General features: G+C 70.7%; 17 protein-coding genes and 1 riboswitch. Of the genes, 10 read left to right on the forward strand and 7 right to left on the reverse strand.

The features are described from left to right. The first annotated feature begins 360 nt into the window (after positions 1 to 360). From AB0A94_RS22580 to AB0A94_RS22590, 3 genes are all read left to right on the forward strand, one after another. The gene (locus AB0A94_RS22580; RefSeq protein ID WP_217128756.1) at positions 361 to 1,473 is read left to right on the forward strand and encodes a LacI family DNA-binding transcriptional regulator; all 1,113 of its coding nucleotides are present in this window, start codon (positions 361 to 363) and stop codon (positions 1,471 to 1,473) included. Positions 1,474 to 2,019: 546 nt separating this feature from the next. Beyond that, positions 2,020 to 3,111, forward strand: a complete 1,092-nt coding sequence (locus tag AB0A94_RS22585) for a metallophosphoesterase (RefSeq protein ID WP_361746886.1) — start codon at positions 2,020 to 2,022, stop codon at positions 3,109 to 3,111. Between the two features lie 183 nt (positions 3,112 to 3,294). Next, a complete protein-coding gene (locus AB0A94_RS22590; RefSeq protein WP_361746888.1) occupies positions 3,295 to 4,155 on the forward strand; it encodes a hypothetical protein in 861 nt (286 codons plus the stop codon). A 92-nt stretch (positions 4,156 to 4,247) separates the two neighbouring features. Here AB0A94_RS22590 and AB0A94_RS22595 read toward each other — a convergent pair whose 3' ends face one another. Together AB0A94_RS22595 and thiC are read right to left on the reverse strand one after the other, a co-directional pair. Continuing rightward, a complete protein-coding gene (locus AB0A94_RS22595) occupies positions 4,248 to 5,717 on the reverse strand; it encodes a VWA domain-containing protein (RefSeq protein WP_361746890.1) in 1,470 nt (489 codons plus the stop codon). 111 nt (positions 5,718 to 5,828) lie between these two features. Continuing rightward, complete coding sequence (gene thiC / locus AB0A94_RS22600; protein ID WP_361746892.1) at positions 5,829 to 7,625, reverse strand: phosphomethylpyrimidine synthase ThiC; 1,797 nt, start codon at positions 7,623 to 7,625, stop codon at positions 5,829 to 5,831. Then, positions 7,618 to 7,808: riboswitch (TPP riboswitch) on the reverse strand. It overlaps the preceding gene by 8 nt. Before the next feature lie 71 nt (positions 7,809 to 7,879). Here thiC and AB0A94_RS22605 point away from each other — a divergent pair. After that, the gene (locus tag AB0A94_RS22605; protein WP_361746894.1) at positions 7,880 to 9,304 is read left to right on the forward strand and encodes a YibE/F family protein; all 1,425 of its coding nucleotides are present in this window, start codon (positions 7,880 to 7,882) and stop codon (positions 9,302 to 9,304) included. Between the two features lie 67 nt (positions 9,305 to 9,371). On the opposite strand, the gene AB0A94_RS22610 is transcribed toward AB0A94_RS22605, so the two are convergent. The 4 genes from AB0A94_RS22610 to AB0A94_RS22625 all read right to left on the reverse strand — a co-directional run bounded on the left by AB0A94_RS22610 (position 9,372) and on the right by AB0A94_RS22625 (position 11,607). Further along, positions 9,372 to 9,806: an SsgA family sporulation/cell division regulator gene (locus tag AB0A94_RS22610; RefSeq protein WP_217127462.1), complete on the reverse strand. Its 435-nt coding sequence runs from the start codon at positions 9,804 to 9,806 to the stop codon at positions 9,372 to 9,374. A gap of 98 nt (positions 9,807 to 9,904) precedes the next feature. Next, complete coding sequence (locus AB0A94_RS22615; protein ID WP_361746933.1) at positions 9,905 to 10,705, reverse strand: IclR family transcriptional regulator C-terminal domain-containing protein; 801 nt, start codon at positions 10,703 to 10,705, stop codon at positions 9,905 to 9,907. A gap of 222 nt (positions 10,706 to 10,927) precedes the next feature. Next, complete coding sequence (locus tag AB0A94_RS22620) at positions 10,928 to 11,140, reverse strand: DUF5326 family protein (protein ID WP_361746897.1); 213 nt, start codon at positions 11,138 to 11,140, stop codon at positions 10,928 to 10,930. A 149-nt stretch (positions 11,141 to 11,289) separates the two neighbouring features. Next, entirely contained in the window at positions 11,290 to 11,607 is a 318-nt protein-coding gene (locus AB0A94_RS22625; RefSeq protein ID WP_217127460.1) for a cupin domain-containing protein, read from the reverse strand. Positions 11,608 to 11,666: 59 nt separating this feature from the next. Between AB0A94_RS22625 and AB0A94_RS22630 the strand changes: the two genes are divergently transcribed. The 5 genes from AB0A94_RS22630 (at position 11,667) to AB0A94_RS22650 (ending at position 15,398) form a co-directional block, all read left to right on the forward strand. Continuing rightward, a complete protein-coding gene (locus tag AB0A94_RS22630) occupies positions 11,667 to 12,044 on the forward strand; it encodes a phage holin family protein (RefSeq protein ID WP_361746899.1) in 378 nt (125 codons plus the stop codon). Between the two features lie 5 nt (positions 12,045 to 12,049). Next, the gene (locus tag AB0A94_RS22635; protein WP_361746901.1) at positions 12,050 to 12,541 is read left to right on the forward strand and encodes a low molecular weight protein-tyrosine-phosphatase; all 492 of its coding nucleotides are present in this window, start codon (positions 12,050 to 12,052) and stop codon (positions 12,539 to 12,541) included. Further along, on the forward strand, positions 12,538 to 13,707 hold the full coding sequence (locus AB0A94_RS22640; RefSeq protein WP_361746903.1) for a cystathionine gamma-lyase: 1,170 nt from the start codon (positions 12,538 to 12,540) through the stop codon (positions 13,705 to 13,707). The genes AB0A94_RS22635 and AB0A94_RS22640 overlap by 4 nt, the downstream gene beginning before the upstream one ends. 215 nt (positions 13,708 to 13,922) lie before the next feature. Continuing rightward, on the forward strand, positions 13,923 to 14,828 hold the full coding sequence (locus AB0A94_RS22645; RefSeq protein WP_361746905.1) for a LysR family transcriptional regulator: 906 nt from the start codon (positions 13,923 to 13,925) through the stop codon (positions 14,826 to 14,828). An 87-nt stretch (positions 14,829 to 14,915) separates the two neighbouring features. Then, complete coding sequence (locus AB0A94_RS22650) at positions 14,916 to 15,398, forward strand: NUDIX hydrolase (protein WP_361746907.1); 483 nt, start codon at positions 14,916 to 14,918, stop codon at positions 15,396 to 15,398. 10 nt (positions 15,399 to 15,408) lie between these two features. Here the strand turns inward: AB0A94_RS22650 and AB0A94_RS22655 are convergent, their stop codons facing one another. Further along, complete coding sequence (locus AB0A94_RS22655; RefSeq protein ID WP_361746910.1) at positions 15,409 to 16,038, reverse strand: haloacid dehalogenase-like hydrolase; 630 nt, start codon at positions 16,036 to 16,038, stop codon at positions 15,409 to 15,411. Between the two features lie 203 nt (positions 16,039 to 16,241). Between AB0A94_RS22655 and AB0A94_RS22660 the strand changes: the two genes are divergently transcribed. Then, positions 16,242 to 17,108: a GNAT family N-acetyltransferase gene (locus tag AB0A94_RS22660; RefSeq protein WP_361746912.1), complete on the forward strand. Its 867-nt coding sequence runs from the start codon at positions 16,242 to 16,244 to the stop codon at positions 17,106 to 17,108. Positions 17,109 to 17,244 lie beyond the last annotated feature (136 nt).

Below are 17,244 nucleotides of genomic sequence, written 5' to 3' on the forward strand. Positions count from 1 at the left end.
GTCGCCGCGTAGAGGAGCGGCGGCTGCTTCCCGGCCCCGTCCGTCACAGTGGCAACAAGGGCAACGTAGTCCGAAGGTGTACGAATGGCGTGCGGGCCAGGGGCGTGCCGTACATATATCTACGCGCCCCTGGCTTACGCCGTGGCGCGCATCCCCCGTGCAGGTGAGTTGAGACCTCTTCGCAACATCACACCCTCGGCAGGTCCGCGTGCGCCCACACGTCAGGTCTTGGCATGGGAACGTTCAACCCCCTTTGCTTCCAAGGAGATTGGACCTTAATGATCATGCAGAAACGTGCCTGTCAACGCGTGCATATGCGTCCGCCCTACCCCGTCGCATGAGCCCTACTATCGGCTCGCCATGACAGCAGCAGGGAAGCACCAGGTGAGCCGCGCGGAAACCTCACGCCGAGGCAGCCGGCCGGGTCGAGCGGGCATCAGGGACGTGGCCGCCGCCGCCGGAGTCTCCATCACGACCGTCTCCGACGCCCTCAACGGCAAGGGAAGGCTCCCGGACGCCACCCGGCGCCACGTCCGCGAGGTGGCCGACAGACTGGGGTACCGCCCCTCGGCCGCCGCCCGAACGCTCCGCACCGGGAAGTCCGGACTCATCGGCCTGACCGTGACGACGTACGGGGATGAACCTTTCACCTTCACCGAGTTCGCGTACTTCGCCGAGATGGCGCGCGCCGCCACCTCCGCCGCGCTCGCCCGCGGCTACGCCCTCGTCATCCTGCCCGCGACCTCCCGCCACGACGTGTGGTCCAACGTCGCCCTGGACGGCACGGTGGTCATCGACCCCTCCGACCAGGACCCGGTCGTCAGCGAACTGGTCCGGCAGGGCTTACCCGTCGTCTCCGACGGCCGCCCGGCGGGCTCACTGCCGGTCACCGCCTGGGTCGACAACGACCACGAGGCCGCCGTCCTCGGCATCCTCGACCACCTCGCCGAAGCCGGCGCCCGCCGCATCGGCCTGCTCACCGGCACCACCACCGACACGTACACCCACCTGTCGACCACTGCGTACCTGCGCTGGTGCGAGCGCGTGGGCCAGGACCCGGTCTACGAGGCCTACCCGGCGCACGATCCGTGTGCGGGCGCCGTCGCCGCCGACCGGCTGCTCGCCCGCCCCGACCGGCCCGACGCCGTCTACGGCCTGTTCGATCCGAACGGCACCGACCTGCTCGCCGCCGCCCGCCGCTACGGCCTGCGCGTCCCGGACGACCTGCTGCTCGTCTGCTGCAGCGAGTCCACGGTCTACGCCAACACCGAACCGCCCGTCACCACGCTCTCCCTCAAACCGCGCCGCATCGGCACGGCGGTGATCCAGCTGCTCATCGACGCCATCGAGGGGGTCGACTCGGACCAGCCGGTGGAGCAGGTCATACCGACCGAGCTGATCGTGCGGACCTCCTCGCAGCGGCGTCCGCCCCGTACGACGGTCAGTCCGCCGAGGTCGCCGAAGGGGGAGTGACGCGACGGGCCTGGCGGGGCCCGTCGCGGGTCCCGGCAGGACGTGTCGCAGAGGGCTGGCAGGGCGCGTCGCGGGTCCCGGCAGGGCGTGTCGCGGCCCGGAGCGTGGAGCTTCCGCTTCCGGAAGGGGAAGCGGCGGCTTCGGCGACCGGCCGCGCCTCGGAAGAACCGGGAGAAGGCATGTCACGCACGCCGGGGCCGGCGTCCGGGGCACTTGTTTGGGGCAGGGCCGGCTCCGCTTCCGGAGGAGGGCCTCGTACGGACGGGTCCGGGCTCCGGAGAGGCGACGTGAGGGTGTTCCCCCGGCACCCCTCCGGGAGAAACGGGCCGGGCCCCCGGAAGAAGACGGACCGGTCAGCGGCGTAAGGTGTGTGGCCAGGGCCGTCGAAGACCCACTCAAACGGGGCGAAAGCCCCGGTGAACCGGAGTCCCGCTCCGATTCACCACCCCTGGGTCATCACACGGCGCGATCCGCATTCCTATGATGGGCCCACGACACCGCGGGCCGCTGCGACCAGGCAGTCCGACGCGGTGCAGGAGCGGCGCGATGGTGGAGGGGTCGATGACTCAGGGGGCCGGTCAGGGACCCGAGGTGGAGCGGACGGCGACGTTGCGCGACTTCCGGGTACCCGCGTATGTCCACGAGACCGGTCCGTACGTCCAGAGCACGCACCCCGGCGACGTCGTCCCGCCCTCCGAGGAGGGCTACCCCGAGGGATACACACCCACCCAGCGGGACCTCCCCGTCATCAATCGGGGTGACACTGTTCAGGTGACCGTCGACCCCGCGTCCGTCCCCGCCCCGCAGCCCCCCACCGGCCAGGGCCCGCTGTACGTGGTCGGTGACGTCCACGGCTACCTGGACGAGCTGGTGGCCGCCCTCCAGGAGCAGGGCCTGCTCGACCCGGCGGGCCGGTGGTGCGCCGGCACCGCGCGGCTGTGGTTCCTCGGCGACTTCACCGACCGCGGCCCGGACGGCATCGGCGTCATCGACCTCGTGATGCGGCTGTCCGCCGAGGCCGCCGCCGCCGGCGGCTACTGCAAGGCCCTCATGGGCAACCACGAGCTGCTGCTGCTCGGCGCCAAGCGGTTCGGCGACACCCCCGTCAACTCCGGCGCGGGCACCGCCACCTTCCAGGCGGCCTGGCTGCTCAACGGCGGGCAGAAGACCGACATGGACCGACTCCAGGACCACCACCTGCAGTGGATGGCCCGCCTCGACGCCGTCGAGGAGGTCGACGGCCACCTGCTGCTGCACTCCGACACCACCGCCTACCTCGACTACGGCCGCTCCATCGAAGAGGTCAACGACACCGTCCGCGAGACGCTCACCCGCAACGACGCCGACGAGGTCTGGGACCTGTTCCGCAAGTTCACCAAGCGGTTCTCCTTCCGTGACGAGGGCGGCGCCGACGCGGTGCGCTCCCTGCTGGATACGTACGGTGGCACCCGGGTCGTTCACGGCCACAGCCCGATCCCGTACCTGACGGGCGAAGTCGGCTCCGAGGACGGTGAGGACGACGGCGGCCCCGTGGTCACCGGACCTCATGTCTACGCCGACGGACTCGCCATCGCGATGGACGGCGGGGTCACCATGGCCGGAAAACTGCTGGTCCAGCAACTGCCGCTGGCCGTCTGACGGTTCGGCGGGCCGTGACCGTGCGGCCCGCAACCGCACCGTGCACGTGCCAATTTCGGTAAACCCCCTGTCACCGCACGCCGTCACCGCTCTACCATCGGCTTATCCGTAGCAGGCTCCCCTCCGTTTCTGCCCGACGGCTCGTCAGCATGCCGAGCCCCAAGCCCTACGGAGCATCGGGGGATGCACATGAACAGCGTTCCGCAGCACCTGCTGAGCGAGGACCGCCAGGAATACGAGCGGATTCTCGATGAGGCGCTGCGCTCCGCGCCACACCACCCGGAACTGGCCGCGGTCGGACAGCGGCTCAACTCGGAACAACTGCGCACGATGGCGCTCAACGCCACCGCGATCATCACGGCGGCCGCGGCGACCGAGTACCAGCACTACGTGAAGGTCCGCGAGGAACTGCGCCGGCCACCGGCTTCGTCCACCCCGTCCGTCCGCGAGTCCGGTCCCAGCGAGCCGGGCACGCACGCGGTGGGGCTCGCCGCCACCATGGGAGAGGCCGCCGGGGCCGGCGCTGTCGCCGTCGTCGCCGTCCTGGCACCCGTCCTGGCCGGAACCGCGGCCGCGATCTTCCTGCTCGTCGGCTACGTCCTGCGGATGCTCGATCCCGGCGCCGCGTTCGCCCGGACCATGCTCACCACGGGGTGGGTGTTCGGCGCGGTGACGGCGGTCGCCATCCTCGTCGCCGCCGTGGGCCTGCTGCTCACCGCGTTGCGCAACAAACCCTCGGCGCTCGGCGGCCCGTACCGCGAACTCGACGGGGAGGTGACCCGGGCCAGGGACGCCTGGCGCGAGGCTCTGCTGAAGCAGGGGATCCTGCCGTTCCTGCGGGACGCGCTCACCGACCCGGCGACGGTCTCCGCGCTGCAGCACACGGCACCGCCCCCGCCGGCAGGCCGTATCCCGCACCTGGGGTACGGACGGCCGGGCTTCTCCAGCCCGCAGGAGGGGGCGGCCCGTGGCACACGGCCGAGCTACTCCAGCCCGGACTACTCGAGCCCGGACTTCGGGGGACCGGAGCACCAGCCGGAGTAGCCGGGCGGCCCGTCCGTCGGCTCGCGCTCTCCGCGGCGGAGGCGCGAGCCGGAGGCAGGGTGGAGGGACGGGGCGGAGGGACGGGGCGGATCTCAGAGAATCCCCGCCCGTCCCGCAGCCGTGATCCACTGCGGGAACTCGGAGAGCAGACGGTCGTACAGCTCCGCGTCCGGCACGGTGCTGATGTCGTCGACGGCGAAGAACCCGACGTTGTCGACGCGGCGGCCCGGCAGCGTGTCGAACCGCTCCAGCACGCCGTAGTCGGACCTGCCCAGCCCCACGAACTGCCAGAAGACCGGCTCCTCCACCGCCTCGCGGAGCTCGCGCTCGATCTCCTTGTTGCGGTAGACGCCCCCGTCGGAGAAGAACAGGACGAGGGTCGGGGCGGACGCGGGACGGTCCCGCACGAACGCGCGCACCTCGGCGATGACCTTCTGCTCCTCGTTCTGGATGCCCACGTCCCGCATGTCGACCTGGCTGGGCTCCAGCCCCTTCTTCCGCCCACGCCGGAACAGTCCCATCTCCCCCACGCGCACATGCAGCCGCAGCCACTCCGGAAGCTCCCCCAGCCGCAGGTCCGGCAGCCGGGCCGGGTTCGAGGCGAACGTCCAGGCCTGCATCTCACCGTCGTCGTCCAGCTGCGCCGCGACCGCCGCCATCCGCTCGACGACATCGGCCACGACCCCCTTGGAGTACAGGAAGGACATGGACCCGGAGGCGTCGAGTACGAGGATGACGCGCGCGGTGACCTCGGCGGCCCCGTGCTTGCGCAGACTGACCGCCACCTGCTCCTTGCGCAGCGACAACCGCTTGCGCATGTCGACGGGCAACCGCTCCTCGCCCTTGGTGAGCCGCGGGGCACCGGGGTGGAGGTGGGACGCGGAGGGCTGCCGGGCGGGCGCGGCCGGCACGGCGGGAGGAACGGGCGGGGGCGGCGGGCCCGGGACCGCGGCGGCCTCGGGTGAGACCGGTGAGACCGGTGAGACCGGGGGCGTGGTGGCCGTGGGGGAAGCGGACGAGGCCGGGGCCGCGTCGTCCACGGTGATGCCGAAGTCCGTGGCCAGACCCGCGAGCCCGGAGGCGTACCCCTGCCCCACCGCCCGGAACTTCCACTTCCCCTGCCGCCGGTACAACTCACCGCCGATGAACGCGGTCTCCGTCCCCGCCGCCATGTCGAACCGGGCCAACTCGGTCCCCGCCCCGGCGTCGAGCAGCCTGAGCACCAGTCCCGGCACCTGCCCGAACGTCCCGCCGTCCGCCGACGCGCACAGCACGATCCGTTCGACCGTCCCTTCCACGGCGCCCAGATCCACCTCCACGGTGTCGGTCGTCTCCCGCGTGCCGCGCTGTTTCCCGAGATGCGTCACGGCGCCGGACGCGTGACGAGGCTGGTTGTAGAAGACGAAGTCCCCGTCGTCCCGCACCCGCCCGGCCTCCGTGAGGAGCAGTGCCGAGGCATCGATGTCGGGCACCCCTGCCCCGGTCACCCAAGCGAGCTCAACGCGCACCACGCGGGCATCGACGGGAAGATTGGACCCCTTGCTCATCGGACTCGCTGTCATGCGGCCAGTCTGCCCATTCGCCCCGGCGAAGGGGAGGGGCGGCCGCGCCCGCTGCCCCGCGGGAGCGGCACCCGCCACGGGCACCGCCCCCGCGCCGCCCGCGGTGGACGCTCAGTCCGCGATCGGCAGATACACGCGATTGCCCGCCTCCGCGAACTCCTTCGACTTCCGCGCCATCCCCTCCTCGATCTCGTCCCGGCTTCCGCCGTGTTCACGACGGATGTCCTGGGAGATCTTCATCGAACAGAACTTCGGGCCGCACATCGAGCAGAAGTGGGCCGTCTTGGCGGGTTCCGCCGGCAGGGTCTCGTCGTGGAACTCGCGTGCCGTGTCCGGGTCGAGGGCGAGGTTGAACTGGTCCTCCCACCGGAACTCGAAACGGGCGTCGGACAGCGCGTCGTCCCATTCCTGGGCACCCGGGTGGCCCTTGGCGAGGTCGGCGGCGTGGGCGGCGATCTTGTAGGTGATGACGCCGGTCTTGACGTCGTCACGATTGGGCAGGCCCAGGTGCTCCTTGGGCGTGACGTAGCAGAGCATGGCCGTGCCCCACCAGGCGATCATCGCGGCACCGATGCCGGACGTGATGTGGTCGTACGCGGGCGCGACGTCCGTCGTCAGCGGGCCGAGCGTATAGAACGGGGCTTCATCGCAGATCTCCTGCTGAAGGTCGATGTTCTCCTTGATCTTGTGCATCGGGACGTGTCCCGGGCCCTCGATCATGGTCTGAACGTTGAAACGCTTCGCGATCGTGTTGAGTTCCCCGAGCGTGCGCAACTCCGCGAACTGCGCCTCGTCGTTGGCGTCCGCGATGGACCCGGGCCGCAGGCCGTCGCCGAGCGAGTACGTGACGTCGTACGCGGCGAGGATCTCGCAGAGCTCCTCGAAGTTCTCGTACAGGAACGATTCCTTGTGGTGCGCCAGGCACCACGCGGCCATGATCGAGCCGCCGCGGGAGACGATGCCGGTCTTGCGGTTGGCGGTGAGCGGTACGTACGCGAGGCGTACGCCCGCGTGGACCGTCATGTAGTCCACGCCCTGCTCGGCCTGTTCGACGACCGTGTCCTTGTAGATCTCCCAGGTCAGTTCCTCGGCCCGGCCGTCGACCTTCTCCAGGGCCTGGTAGAGCGGCACGGTGCCGATGGGGACGGGGGAGTTGCGCAGCACCCACTCGCGGGTGGTGTGGATGTTGCGGCCGGTGGAGAGGTCCATGACCGTGTCGGCGCCCCAGCGGGTCGCCCAGGTCATCTTCTCGACCTCCTCCTCGATGGAGGACGTCACCGCCGAGTTGCCGATGTTGGCGTTGACCTTCACCAGGAACCGCTTGCCGATGATCATCGGCTCGATCTCCGGGTGGTTGACGTTGGCCGGCAGCACCGCCCGGCCCGCCGCGATCTCCTCACGGACCACCTCGGGGGAGACGTTCTCCCGGACCGCCACGAACTCCATCTCGGGCGTGATCTCGCCGCGGCGCGCGTACGCCAGCTGCGTGACCGCCCGGCCCGCACGGCCCCGGCGCGGCAGCCGCGGCCGGCCGGGGAACACGGCGTCCAGATTGCGCAGGCCCCCGCGCGGAGAGGTGTGCTTGATCCCGTCGTCCTCGGGCCGGACGGGACGGCCCGCGTACTCCTCGGTGTCGCCGCGGGCGATGATCCAGTTCTCCCGCAGCGGGGCCAGGCCCCGGCGGACGTCGGTGTCGACGAGCGGATCGGTGTACGGACCCGAGGTGTCGTACAGCGTGACCGACCGCCCGTTGGTGAGGTGCACCTGGCGGACCGGCACCCGCAGGTCGGGGCGGGTGCCCTCGACGTACGCCTTGTGCCAGCCGATGGACTTCCCGGCCTCCCCGTTCGCCGACGTCTCCGTCGGGTTCTGCGTGGAGGCAGGCGTGCGTGCGTCCTTGTTGGTCATGAGACCTACTCCCTACGCCGGCATTACCCGGTAACAGGTTCGGCGGTCGGCGCAGCGATGTCCGTCTGACGACGTTCCGTGTGAAACATCACTCGCAAGCCGGTGACGTTTCATGTGAAACATCGCTGGGACGGAGGTCAGCGCCCTCTCAGCCCGGTGCTCCGAGCTCCCGCGTGTACAAAAGCGCCTCCACGCTAGCGTCATTTCTGGCGCGGTGAACAGAGGGCCCATCCCGTTCTTGCGATGATCGGGCGGTGACCCCCTCTCAACCTCCTCCGTACCAACCGTCCGAACCATCGCGCGCACCCGGCGCCGGAGACGGCGGTGGTCACGGCCACGCGCACGGACACAGCCACGGTCACGGCCCGGCGGCACCCGTCTCCCAGCACCTGCGCAAGGTCATCGCGGCGATCCTGATCCCGTTCGCAGCGGCGGTGCTGATCGGACTCGCCGTGCTGTGGCCGGGCGGTGCCCCGGCGCACGAGCGCACCGGCGTCGGCTTCGACCGGCAGACACAGCACGCCACGGTCACCGAGGTGGTCGAGGTGAGCTGTCAGTCCGTCAACGCCTCCGGGGGCGTCCCGACCGGCGACACCTCCACGGCCGAGGGCTCGTCCGCCCAGCAGCAGGCGGACGGTACCTGCAAGAAGGCGACGATCCGGGTCGACACCGGCGACGACAAGGGCCGTACGTTCAACGAGATCGTGCAGCCGGACCAGTCCCGGCAGCTGAGCGAGGGCCAGGAGGTCGTGGTCGCCTACGAGCCCTCCGCGCCCGAGGACCTCCAGTACTCGGTCACCGACGTGAACCGGCGCTTCCCGATGGCGCTCCTCGCGGGCATCTTCGCGCTCGCCGTGGTGGCCGTGGGCCGGCTGCGTGGCGTCATGGCGCTGGTCGCACTGGCGATCAGCTTCCTGGTGCTCAACTTCTTCATCCTGCCGGCGATCCTGCAGGGGTCGAACCCGCTGGTCGTGGCGGTGGTGGGGGCGAGCGCGATCATGCTGATCGCCCTGTACCTGTGCCACGGGCTGTCGGCGCGTACGTCGGTGGCGGTGCTCGGCACACTGATCTCGCTGCTGCTGATCGGCGTCCTCGGCTCGGTGTTCATCGGGTGGGCCGCGCTGACCGGCAACACCGACGACAACACCGGTCTGATCCACGGGCTGTACCCCGAGATCGACATGAGCGGTCTGCTGCTGGCCGGCGTCATCATCGGTTCGCTCGGTGTCCTCGACGACGTGACGGTCACCCAGACGTCCGCGGTCTGGGAGCTGCACGAGGCCAACCCGTCGACGGGCTGGCGCGGGCTGTACCGCGCGGGCATCCGCATCGGCCGTGATCACATCGCGTCCGTGGTCAACACACTGGTCCTCGCCTACGCGGGCGCCGCACTGCCGCTGCTGCTGCTGTTCTCCATCGCGCAGAGCGGCGTGGGAACGGTCGCCAACAGCGAACTGGTCGCGGAGGAGATCGTGCGCACCCTGATCGGCTCGATCGGCCTGGTGGCCTCGGTGCCGGTGACCACGGCCCTGGCCGCGCTGGTGGTCTCGGCCGACCGCCCGACGGCTCAGGCACGGACGCGGGGACACGGACCGGCACCGGTACAGGAGACCGGGCAGGCACCGGACGCGCGGCCGGCCGCCGGGCGCGGCGGGCGGGGCAGGCGCCGCAAGCGCTGATGTCCCGCGTGGCGGGCGGAGCGCGCTGAAGCGTTCCGCCACCGGACCACCCGACTGGCGTAACGCTTCAGCCGGTGCTCTGCTCCGCCAGGATCCGGTCCAGCGCGTCGTCGAGGTGGGCGTCGAAGTCGGCGAGTGCCCCCTCCTGGCCCAGCGGCACCAGCTTGTCGGTGCGGTCGAGGAAGGCCACGAGAGGTGCGGTCGACGAACGGAACAGCGCCTGGTCGCTGCCGACCTGAAGCCGGATCAGCACTTCGCCCAGCGCGTCGGGGTCCACCGGCGAGACGCGCACGTCGCCCTCTCCGCACGGCCGGCCTACGCCGTCGATCAGCAGCTCCCGGCCGAACGCCCACGTCACGGGGGCGTCCCCCGGCAAGTGGAAGGTCAGCCGCACGGCGTAGGGATCACAGGTGTCGTAGCGGAGCTCCACCGGGATGCGGAAGGACAGTTCCTCCGACACGAGAAAGCTCATCATGACCTCTGCCTGTACGGATTCGCGCATCGCCTACCCCGTCATTCGCCACGGACTGGCCGGGCATGGACCCTGGCACCAGAGGGAATCTTGCTGAACGTACACAGGAGATCACAAGGAGTGAGTTTTCAGATACTGATAGACAGCGTGAGTGACCCGACGAGACGCCCCATCTCGGCCTGCAGTCGCTGTGCCGCGGGGACGAGCCGGTCGGCCTGGTGTGCGGGCAGCGAGATGGCCATCGACGCGGCCGCGCCGCCGACGGTGATGGGGATCGCCGCGCACACCGTCCCCAGCACGTACTCCTGGCGCTCCGTCACCAGCTCCGTCGGCCGCGTCCGCTCCAGGCGCCTCAGCAGGCTGTGGTCGTCGCGCACGGTGTACGGCGTGACGGGCCGCACGGGATGGCGATCGAGGTGGTCGCGGCGCGCCTCCTCGTCGAGCTGGGAGAGCAGGCACTGTCCGATCGCGTGGGCGTGTCCGGTCTCCCGGAAGTCGGCCCACTCCGCCACCGCGGGATGGGCGGGGGTCTCGGAGACGCAGACGACCTCGATCTCGCCCTCGCGGTACACGGCGTAGTACACGGGGGCGCCGATCGCGTCCCGCCAGCGGGCGAGCATGTCGACCACCGTGCTGCGACGTTTCTGCTCCGCTCCGCTGCTGCTCAGCCGTTCCGCCGCCTCTCCCAGGAAGAACAGCCCCTTGTCGCGGCGCAGATAGCCCTCGTGCACCAGGGTGCGCAGCAGGTGGTACGTGGTGGGGAGCGCCAACCCGGTCTCCCGGGCAAGTTGTTTGGCGGGAGCCCCGTACTCGTGCCCGGCGACGGTCTCCAGCAGGCGCATGGCTCGCTGGACGGAGCCGATGAGGGTCGCGGTGGGCGGCGGTGCGGTGGGCGCCGGCGAGCGGGGCTGCGGAGGAACCGCGGCCAGGTGCGCGGAGCCGGTGCCAGTCGTGGCCAAGGGTCACTCCCGAAACGCGAGGGGGCAGCCCGTGCGGGGAACACGGGTGGGGACGCCGCTCGCGGGGATCACCCCCGCGTCGAGTTCCGGACTCTAACGGGCTGTCACCGCACGCAGACGGCCCGCCGGAGAAACTTCCCCCGCCCGAGGGAACCGGTGATTCCTGTTACCGCCTCACCGGTCCCCCTCGGCTCACCAGTCGCTGCGCGACGAGGAACTCGACGTGAACTTCCGTACGACGTAGATCAGACCGCCGACCAGCGCCACGAAGACCAGCGCCTTGAAGAGCAGCCCGATCACGAAGCCGACCACGCTCGCTATCAGCCCGCCGAACACGACCAGGGCGATGACCGGCACCGCGATCCACTTCACCCACCACGGCAATCCCGCGAAGATCTCTCGCATCGCCCTCGTCCTTACCTCTCCGCCCGCCGAGTACCGGGTCGCGTCGATGATGTCCTGCACTCGATGCTAGGGCGGCGGGTGCTCCGGCGGGGGCCCCGGATCCCTTGTCCTCCCCTGACCGTTCCCCTAGGGAACCCCGAGAGCGCCCCTCAGCTTTCGGGGGGAGAGAACACCACCAGAACCCGCAGGTCCTCGCTGATGTGGTGGAACTTGTGGGCCACCCCGGCCGGCACGTACACGACGCTGCCGCGTGCCACCTGGGTGGTCTCCATGCCGACGGTGATCGCCGCACGGCCGCTGACGACGAAGTACACCTCGTCCTGACCGTGCGGCTGCTGCGGGTCCTGGGACCCGGCGTCCAGGGCGTAGAGGCCGACCGACATGTTCCGCTCGCGCAGGAACTGCAGGTATGCCCCGTCGTTGGCGGCGCGCTCCGCCTCCAGTTCGTCCAGCCGGAATGCCTTCATCCCTAGTCCCGCCCCTGCCTCACTGCCCGAGTCCGATCGTGTCTGCCACGATCAGACACATGATGAATTTCCTAGTCAAGACGATCGCCAACGCGGGCGCCCTGGCGGTCGCGGTGTGGCTGCTCGACAAGATCACCCTGACCGGTGACAGCACGGGCAAGGAGATCGGCACGCTGCTCCTGGTCGCGCTGCTCTTCGGACTGGTGAACTTCCTGGTCAAGCCGGTGGTGAAGCTGCTGAGCCTCCCCCTGCTCATCCTGACGCTGGGGCTGTTCACCCTGGTGGTGAACGCGCTGATGCTGCTGCTCACCTCCTGGCTCGCCGACCGGCTCGACCTGAGCTTCCACGTGGAGGGCTTCTGGACTGCCGTACTGGGCGGCCTGATCATCTCCGTCGTCTCCTGGGCGCTCGACGTCGTCCTGCCCGACGGGGACTGAAGCCGATGACCTACCGCGTCTGCTTCGTCTGCACCGGCAACATCTGCCGCTCCCCGATGGCCGAGTCCGTCTTCCGCGCGCGGGTGGCGGAGGCCGGGCTCGACGGCCTGGTCGAGGTGGACAGCGCCGGTACGGACGGCTGGCACGAGGGCGAGGGCGCCGATCCCCGCACGGTGACCGTGCTGCGGGAGAACGGCTACGACACCGGCCACACGGCCCGGCGGTTCGACCCGTCCTGGTACGCCCGCCTCGATCTCGTCGTCGCGCTCGATGCCGGCCACCTCAGGGCGCTGCGCCGCCTCGCGCCCACGGACCGGGACGCCGGCAAGGTGCGTCTGCTGCGCTCCTACGATCCCGCCGCCGGCGACGATCTCGACGTACCGGACCCCTACTACGGGGGCGCGGACGGGTTCGACGCGTGTCTTGAGATGGTGGAGGCGGCGAGCACCGGACTGCTCGCCGCGGTACGCGAGCAGGTGGAAGGACAGGCGGCATGAACGATTCGACGAAGGGCGCGGGCCACGGGCAGGCGCTGCCGGACGGGGCGGGCGAGGGCACCCGCGCGGTGCGGGCCGGGCTGCCCGAGCCGGTCAAGCACGAGCCGACCCTGCCCGGACCGGTGTTCGCCGCCCACTTCCATCTGCCGGGCGACCCCACCGGCCCGTACACCTACGGCCGGGACGAGAACCCGACCTGGACGCTGCTGGAACGGGCCATCGGCGAGCTGGAGGCGCCTGGGCAGGACGACGTCGAGGCCCTGGTGTTCGCCTCGGGCATGGCCGCGATCTCCTCGGTGCTCTTCTCCCAGCTGCGCGCCGGTGACGCGGTCGTCCTGCCGGACGACGGCTACCAGGCCCTGCCCCTGGCGCGGGACCAGCTGGAGACGTACGGCATCGAGGTGCGGACCGCGCCGACGGGCGGCAACGCCCAGCTCGATGTCCTCGACGGCGCGAAACTGCTGTGGATCGAGACGCCCTCGAATCCGGGGCTCGACGTGTGCGACGTACGGCGGCTGGCCGAGGCGGCACACGCGCGCGGCGCCCTGGTCGCCGTCGACAACACCCTCGCGACACCGCTCGGCCAGCGCCCGCTGGAGCTCGGCGCCGACTTCGCGGTGGCCAGCGGCACCAAGCAGCTCACCGGGCACGGCGACGTGCTCCTGGGATACGTCACCGGCCGGAACGCCGAGGCCATGGCCGCCGTCCGCCGCTGGCGCAAGATCGTCGGCGCCATCCCGGGGCCCATGGAGGCCTGGCTCGCGCACCGCTCGATCGCCACGCTCCAGCTGCGCGTCGACCGGCAGAACGCCACCGCGCTGACGCTCGCCCAGGCACTGCGGGAGCGGTCCGAGGTCACGGGGCTGCGTTATCCGGGGCTGCCCGACGATCCCTCGCACGAGATCGCCTCGCGGCAGATGCGGCGCTACGGGTGCGTGGTGTCCTTCACGCTGCCCACCCGCGCGCATGCGGATCGTTTCCTCGGTGCGCTGCGGCTCGTGGACGACGCGACGAGCTTCGGCGGAGTACGGTCCACGGCGGAGCGGCGCGGGCGCTGGGGCGGGGACGCGGTGCCGGAGGGCTTCATCCGCTTCTCCGTGGGCGCCGAGGACCCGGAGGACCTGGTCGCGGACGTGCTGCGGGCCCTGGACGAGTCAGCCGGCTGACCGGCCGGGCCGGCGGGCGCCCGGCACACTGCGGCGGACGGTCCGAGCCTCCCCCCTCGTGGCTCGGACCGTCCTCGGTTCCGCGCGCGAAGAACCGCGCGACCAAGGCTAGTTGACTCAGTGTCAGTGTCCAATCACAGTAACGACAGCGACCTATCGACTTATTTATAGTTGGACGTCCGGGCCCGGAGCGGGCCGGCGAGGGAGGGTGTGGCGTGGATCTGGCCTTGCTGCGGACCTTCGTGACCGTGCACCGGGCCGGTTCCTTCACCCGTGCCGCCGCCCTGCTCGGCCTCTCCCAACCGGCCGTCACCTCACAGATACGGACGTTGGAACGGCAGCTGGGTCGGCCCCTGTTCCTTCGGCAGGCGCGCGGTGTGACACCGACGACCATCGGGGACGAACTCGCCCACAAGGCGGCGCCGCATCTCGACGCCCTGGTGGAGATAGCCGAGTCCGGGCTGGAGGAGGACTCCTCCTTACGGACGCTGCATCTGGCCGGCCCTCCGGAGTTCACCGCCGAACGAGCGCTGCCCGCGCTCACGGAACTGACCGGAGAGGACGGCCAGAGCTTCGCCCTGCGCGCCTCTTTCGGCAACGCCGAGGAAGTCCTCGAGGGACTGGCCGCCGGACATCACGATCTGGCCATCAGCACGGTCCGGCCACGCGGCGCCCTGCTCTCGGCGACCGCGCTCTGCGACGAGGAGCACGTCCTGGTCGCCGCTCCGCGGTGGGCCGGGTGCATCGACTCCGGCACGCTCCGCCGCACGGGCCCGTCGGTCCTGGAACACGTCCCGGTGGTCGAGGTGCACGAGTCACTTCCCTTCGTCGCCCGCTACTGGGCCTCCGTCTTCGACTCCCGCCCCGTCACGCCGGGCGCCGTCATCGTCCCGGATCTACGCGCGGTGCTGGCCTGCGCCGCCGCGGGAGCGGGGCTGGCGGTACTGCCCCGCTACCTCTGCGCGGGCGCGCTCGAGCGGGGCGACGTGGTGGCCCTGCACGAGCCGACGGTGCCCCCGCTGCGCACCTACTTCCTGGTGGTCCGCACCGGCACACTGGCGATGCCCCACATCGCGCGGGCCCACGAGTGGCTGGAGGGGGCGGCCACCGGCTGGTGCTGACCCGCCGGGGCGGTGCACCACCCCGCGAAGCCGGCCGCTGCCCTCCCGCGATGTTTCACGTGGAACCAGCCGGGCCACATTTCCCCCATGACCGTCCGACCCGTGGTCAAGCGCACCGCCCGAGCCGTTCTGCTGGACGGCGAGAACCTGATTCTGATCAAGCGCACCAAACCCGGCATGGATCCCTACTGGCTCACCCCTGGCGGCGGAGTGGAGCCGAAGGACTCCACCGTGGTGGACGCCCTGCACCGGGAGGTGTACGAGGAGCTCGGCGCGAAGATCACCGATGTGGTGCCCTGCTTCGTCGACACCGTGGAGCACATCGACGCGGACGGCGGCGCCACCGGCGTGAAGGTGCAGCACTTCTTCGTGTGCCGCCTGGAATCCATGGACCCGTCCCTGCGCCACGGTCCGGAGGTCGACGAACCCGTCGGCGAGTACGAGATCGTCCGCGTACCGTTCACCCGCGTCGGGATCGCCTCCGTCCACCTGGTACCACTGTCCCTGCGGCACTATCTGGACGGCAACATCGAGGGCGTACGCGCCATGCACGCCCCCGACCTCGGGTGACACCCGTCCCTTACGCGGCTCGCACCAGTTCGTAGGCTTCCCAGAGGTCCCGCCCCGTGTAGGAGTGGGTCGCGAGGCCGGTCAGATGCCGGTCCGCGTTGACCGCGACGGAGACCGGCACCGCGCCGAACAGGTCCTTGTCCGACATCGAGTCGCCATAGGCGACGCAGTCCGCGCGGGTCACCCCGAACTCCGCGCACAGACGGTCGGCGATCCGGACCTTGGCCGCCGCACTGAGGACGCCGGCCGGGTCCACGGGCTCCCTGAACGGCACGGCGGGAAAGCGGGAGCCGTACGCCGCGTGCGCACCCCAGTCGGTGAGCCGCTCCACGAAGAAGGACGGGGACAGCGAGACAACGGCGCAGTAGTCACCGTTCCGTGTGAGCTCTGCCCAGACCTCGCGGATACGGGCCAGCCACGGAGCCGCTTCGAATGCCGCCGCCACCTGCGCCTCCGTGAGGCCCGCCCAGAGCGTGTGCACCTGTGTGGCGTACTCCGGTGGCCCGATGAGGCCGGCGGAGATCGCCCGGTCGAGGGCCACCGCCTCGGCTTCCAGTCCCAGTTGCCGCGAGATCTCCACGGGAGCCGAACTGCCGTGGAGCAGGGTGCCGTCGAGATCGAAGAGATGAAGCCTCGCCATGAGCGACGAGGTTAACGGGCTCTGCTCTGCTCTCCTCATTTCCCGGCGGAAGGAACCAGCCACGCGCCGTTCTCACATGTTTCACGTGAAACGTCCCGCGCCCGTGTCCGTGCTCCGTCCGTGACCACGGCATGGCCAAAAGCTCACACGAGTCTCCTGAAACGGGTGGACGCCGCACCTCCCCGTCGGACAGCCTGACCTGCGTGCCGACACCTTCCCTTGCCTCTCTGCCCATCCGCCGTCTGACGCTCCGCGACCTCACCGCCTGCGCCGACTTGTCCGAGGACCGGGGGTGGCCACGGGAGGAGCACAAGTGGGGCCTCCTCCTTACGGCCGGGAAGGGTTACGGCATCGACGACCCCGACGGTGGTCTGGTGGCCGCCTGCGTCGTCACCGAGTACGGACCGCGGGAACAGCCCGCTCTCGCGGCCGTCGGCATGGTCCTGGTCGCCGAGCGGCATGCCCGCCGGGGAGTGGGACGCCGGCTCATGCGGCACATCGTCTCGGCGATGGGCACCACCCCCCTCACCCTGCACGCGACCTCTTACGGCCGCCCGCTGTACGAGGAACTCGGGTTCAAGGTCACCGGCCACGCCGAGATGCTGCGCGGCCACTTCGTTCCCACGGGTGACCGGCCGGAGAGCGCCACCCGGGCCGCGACCGCGGAGGATCTCCCTGCGATCGTCCGGCTCGACGAGGAGGTGTTCGGCGTCGACCGGACGCACATCGTCACCCGTCTGCCCGCCTTCGCCGATCAGCTGCGCGTCGCCGAGGAGGACGGACGGATCATCGGTTACGCGGCCGCCTGGCCCAACATGGACACCCATGTCGTGGGTCCGCTCATCGCCCGCGACACGGCGACGGCCGGGGCACTGCTCGCTTCGCTCGCCGCCCGCACCGACCGACCGCTGCGCACCGACATCGATGTGCGGCACGAAGAGCTGCTGAGCTGGGCGAAGGCACACGGGCTGGCGTCCGTCGCGTTGAACGCCGTCATGACGTACGGGATCACAGAGCTGCCCGGGGACTGGAACCGGCGGTTCGCCCCGGTGACGGTCGCCGCGGCCTGACGTCCACCGGACGCGACGACGCCGGCCCCGGAGCTCGGGGCCCAGGGCGTGAGGTCCTCCACCGTGCGCAGGACGGGCGGTTCGGCGTCCGGCGCGCGGACCAGCCACTCGTTCCACACCGCGCCACCGGCCGCCG

Source organism: Streptomyces sp. NPDC044984 (genome assembly GCF_040646935.1).
GTDB lineage: Bacteria > Actinomycetota > Actinomycetes > Streptomycetales > Streptomycetaceae > Streptomyces.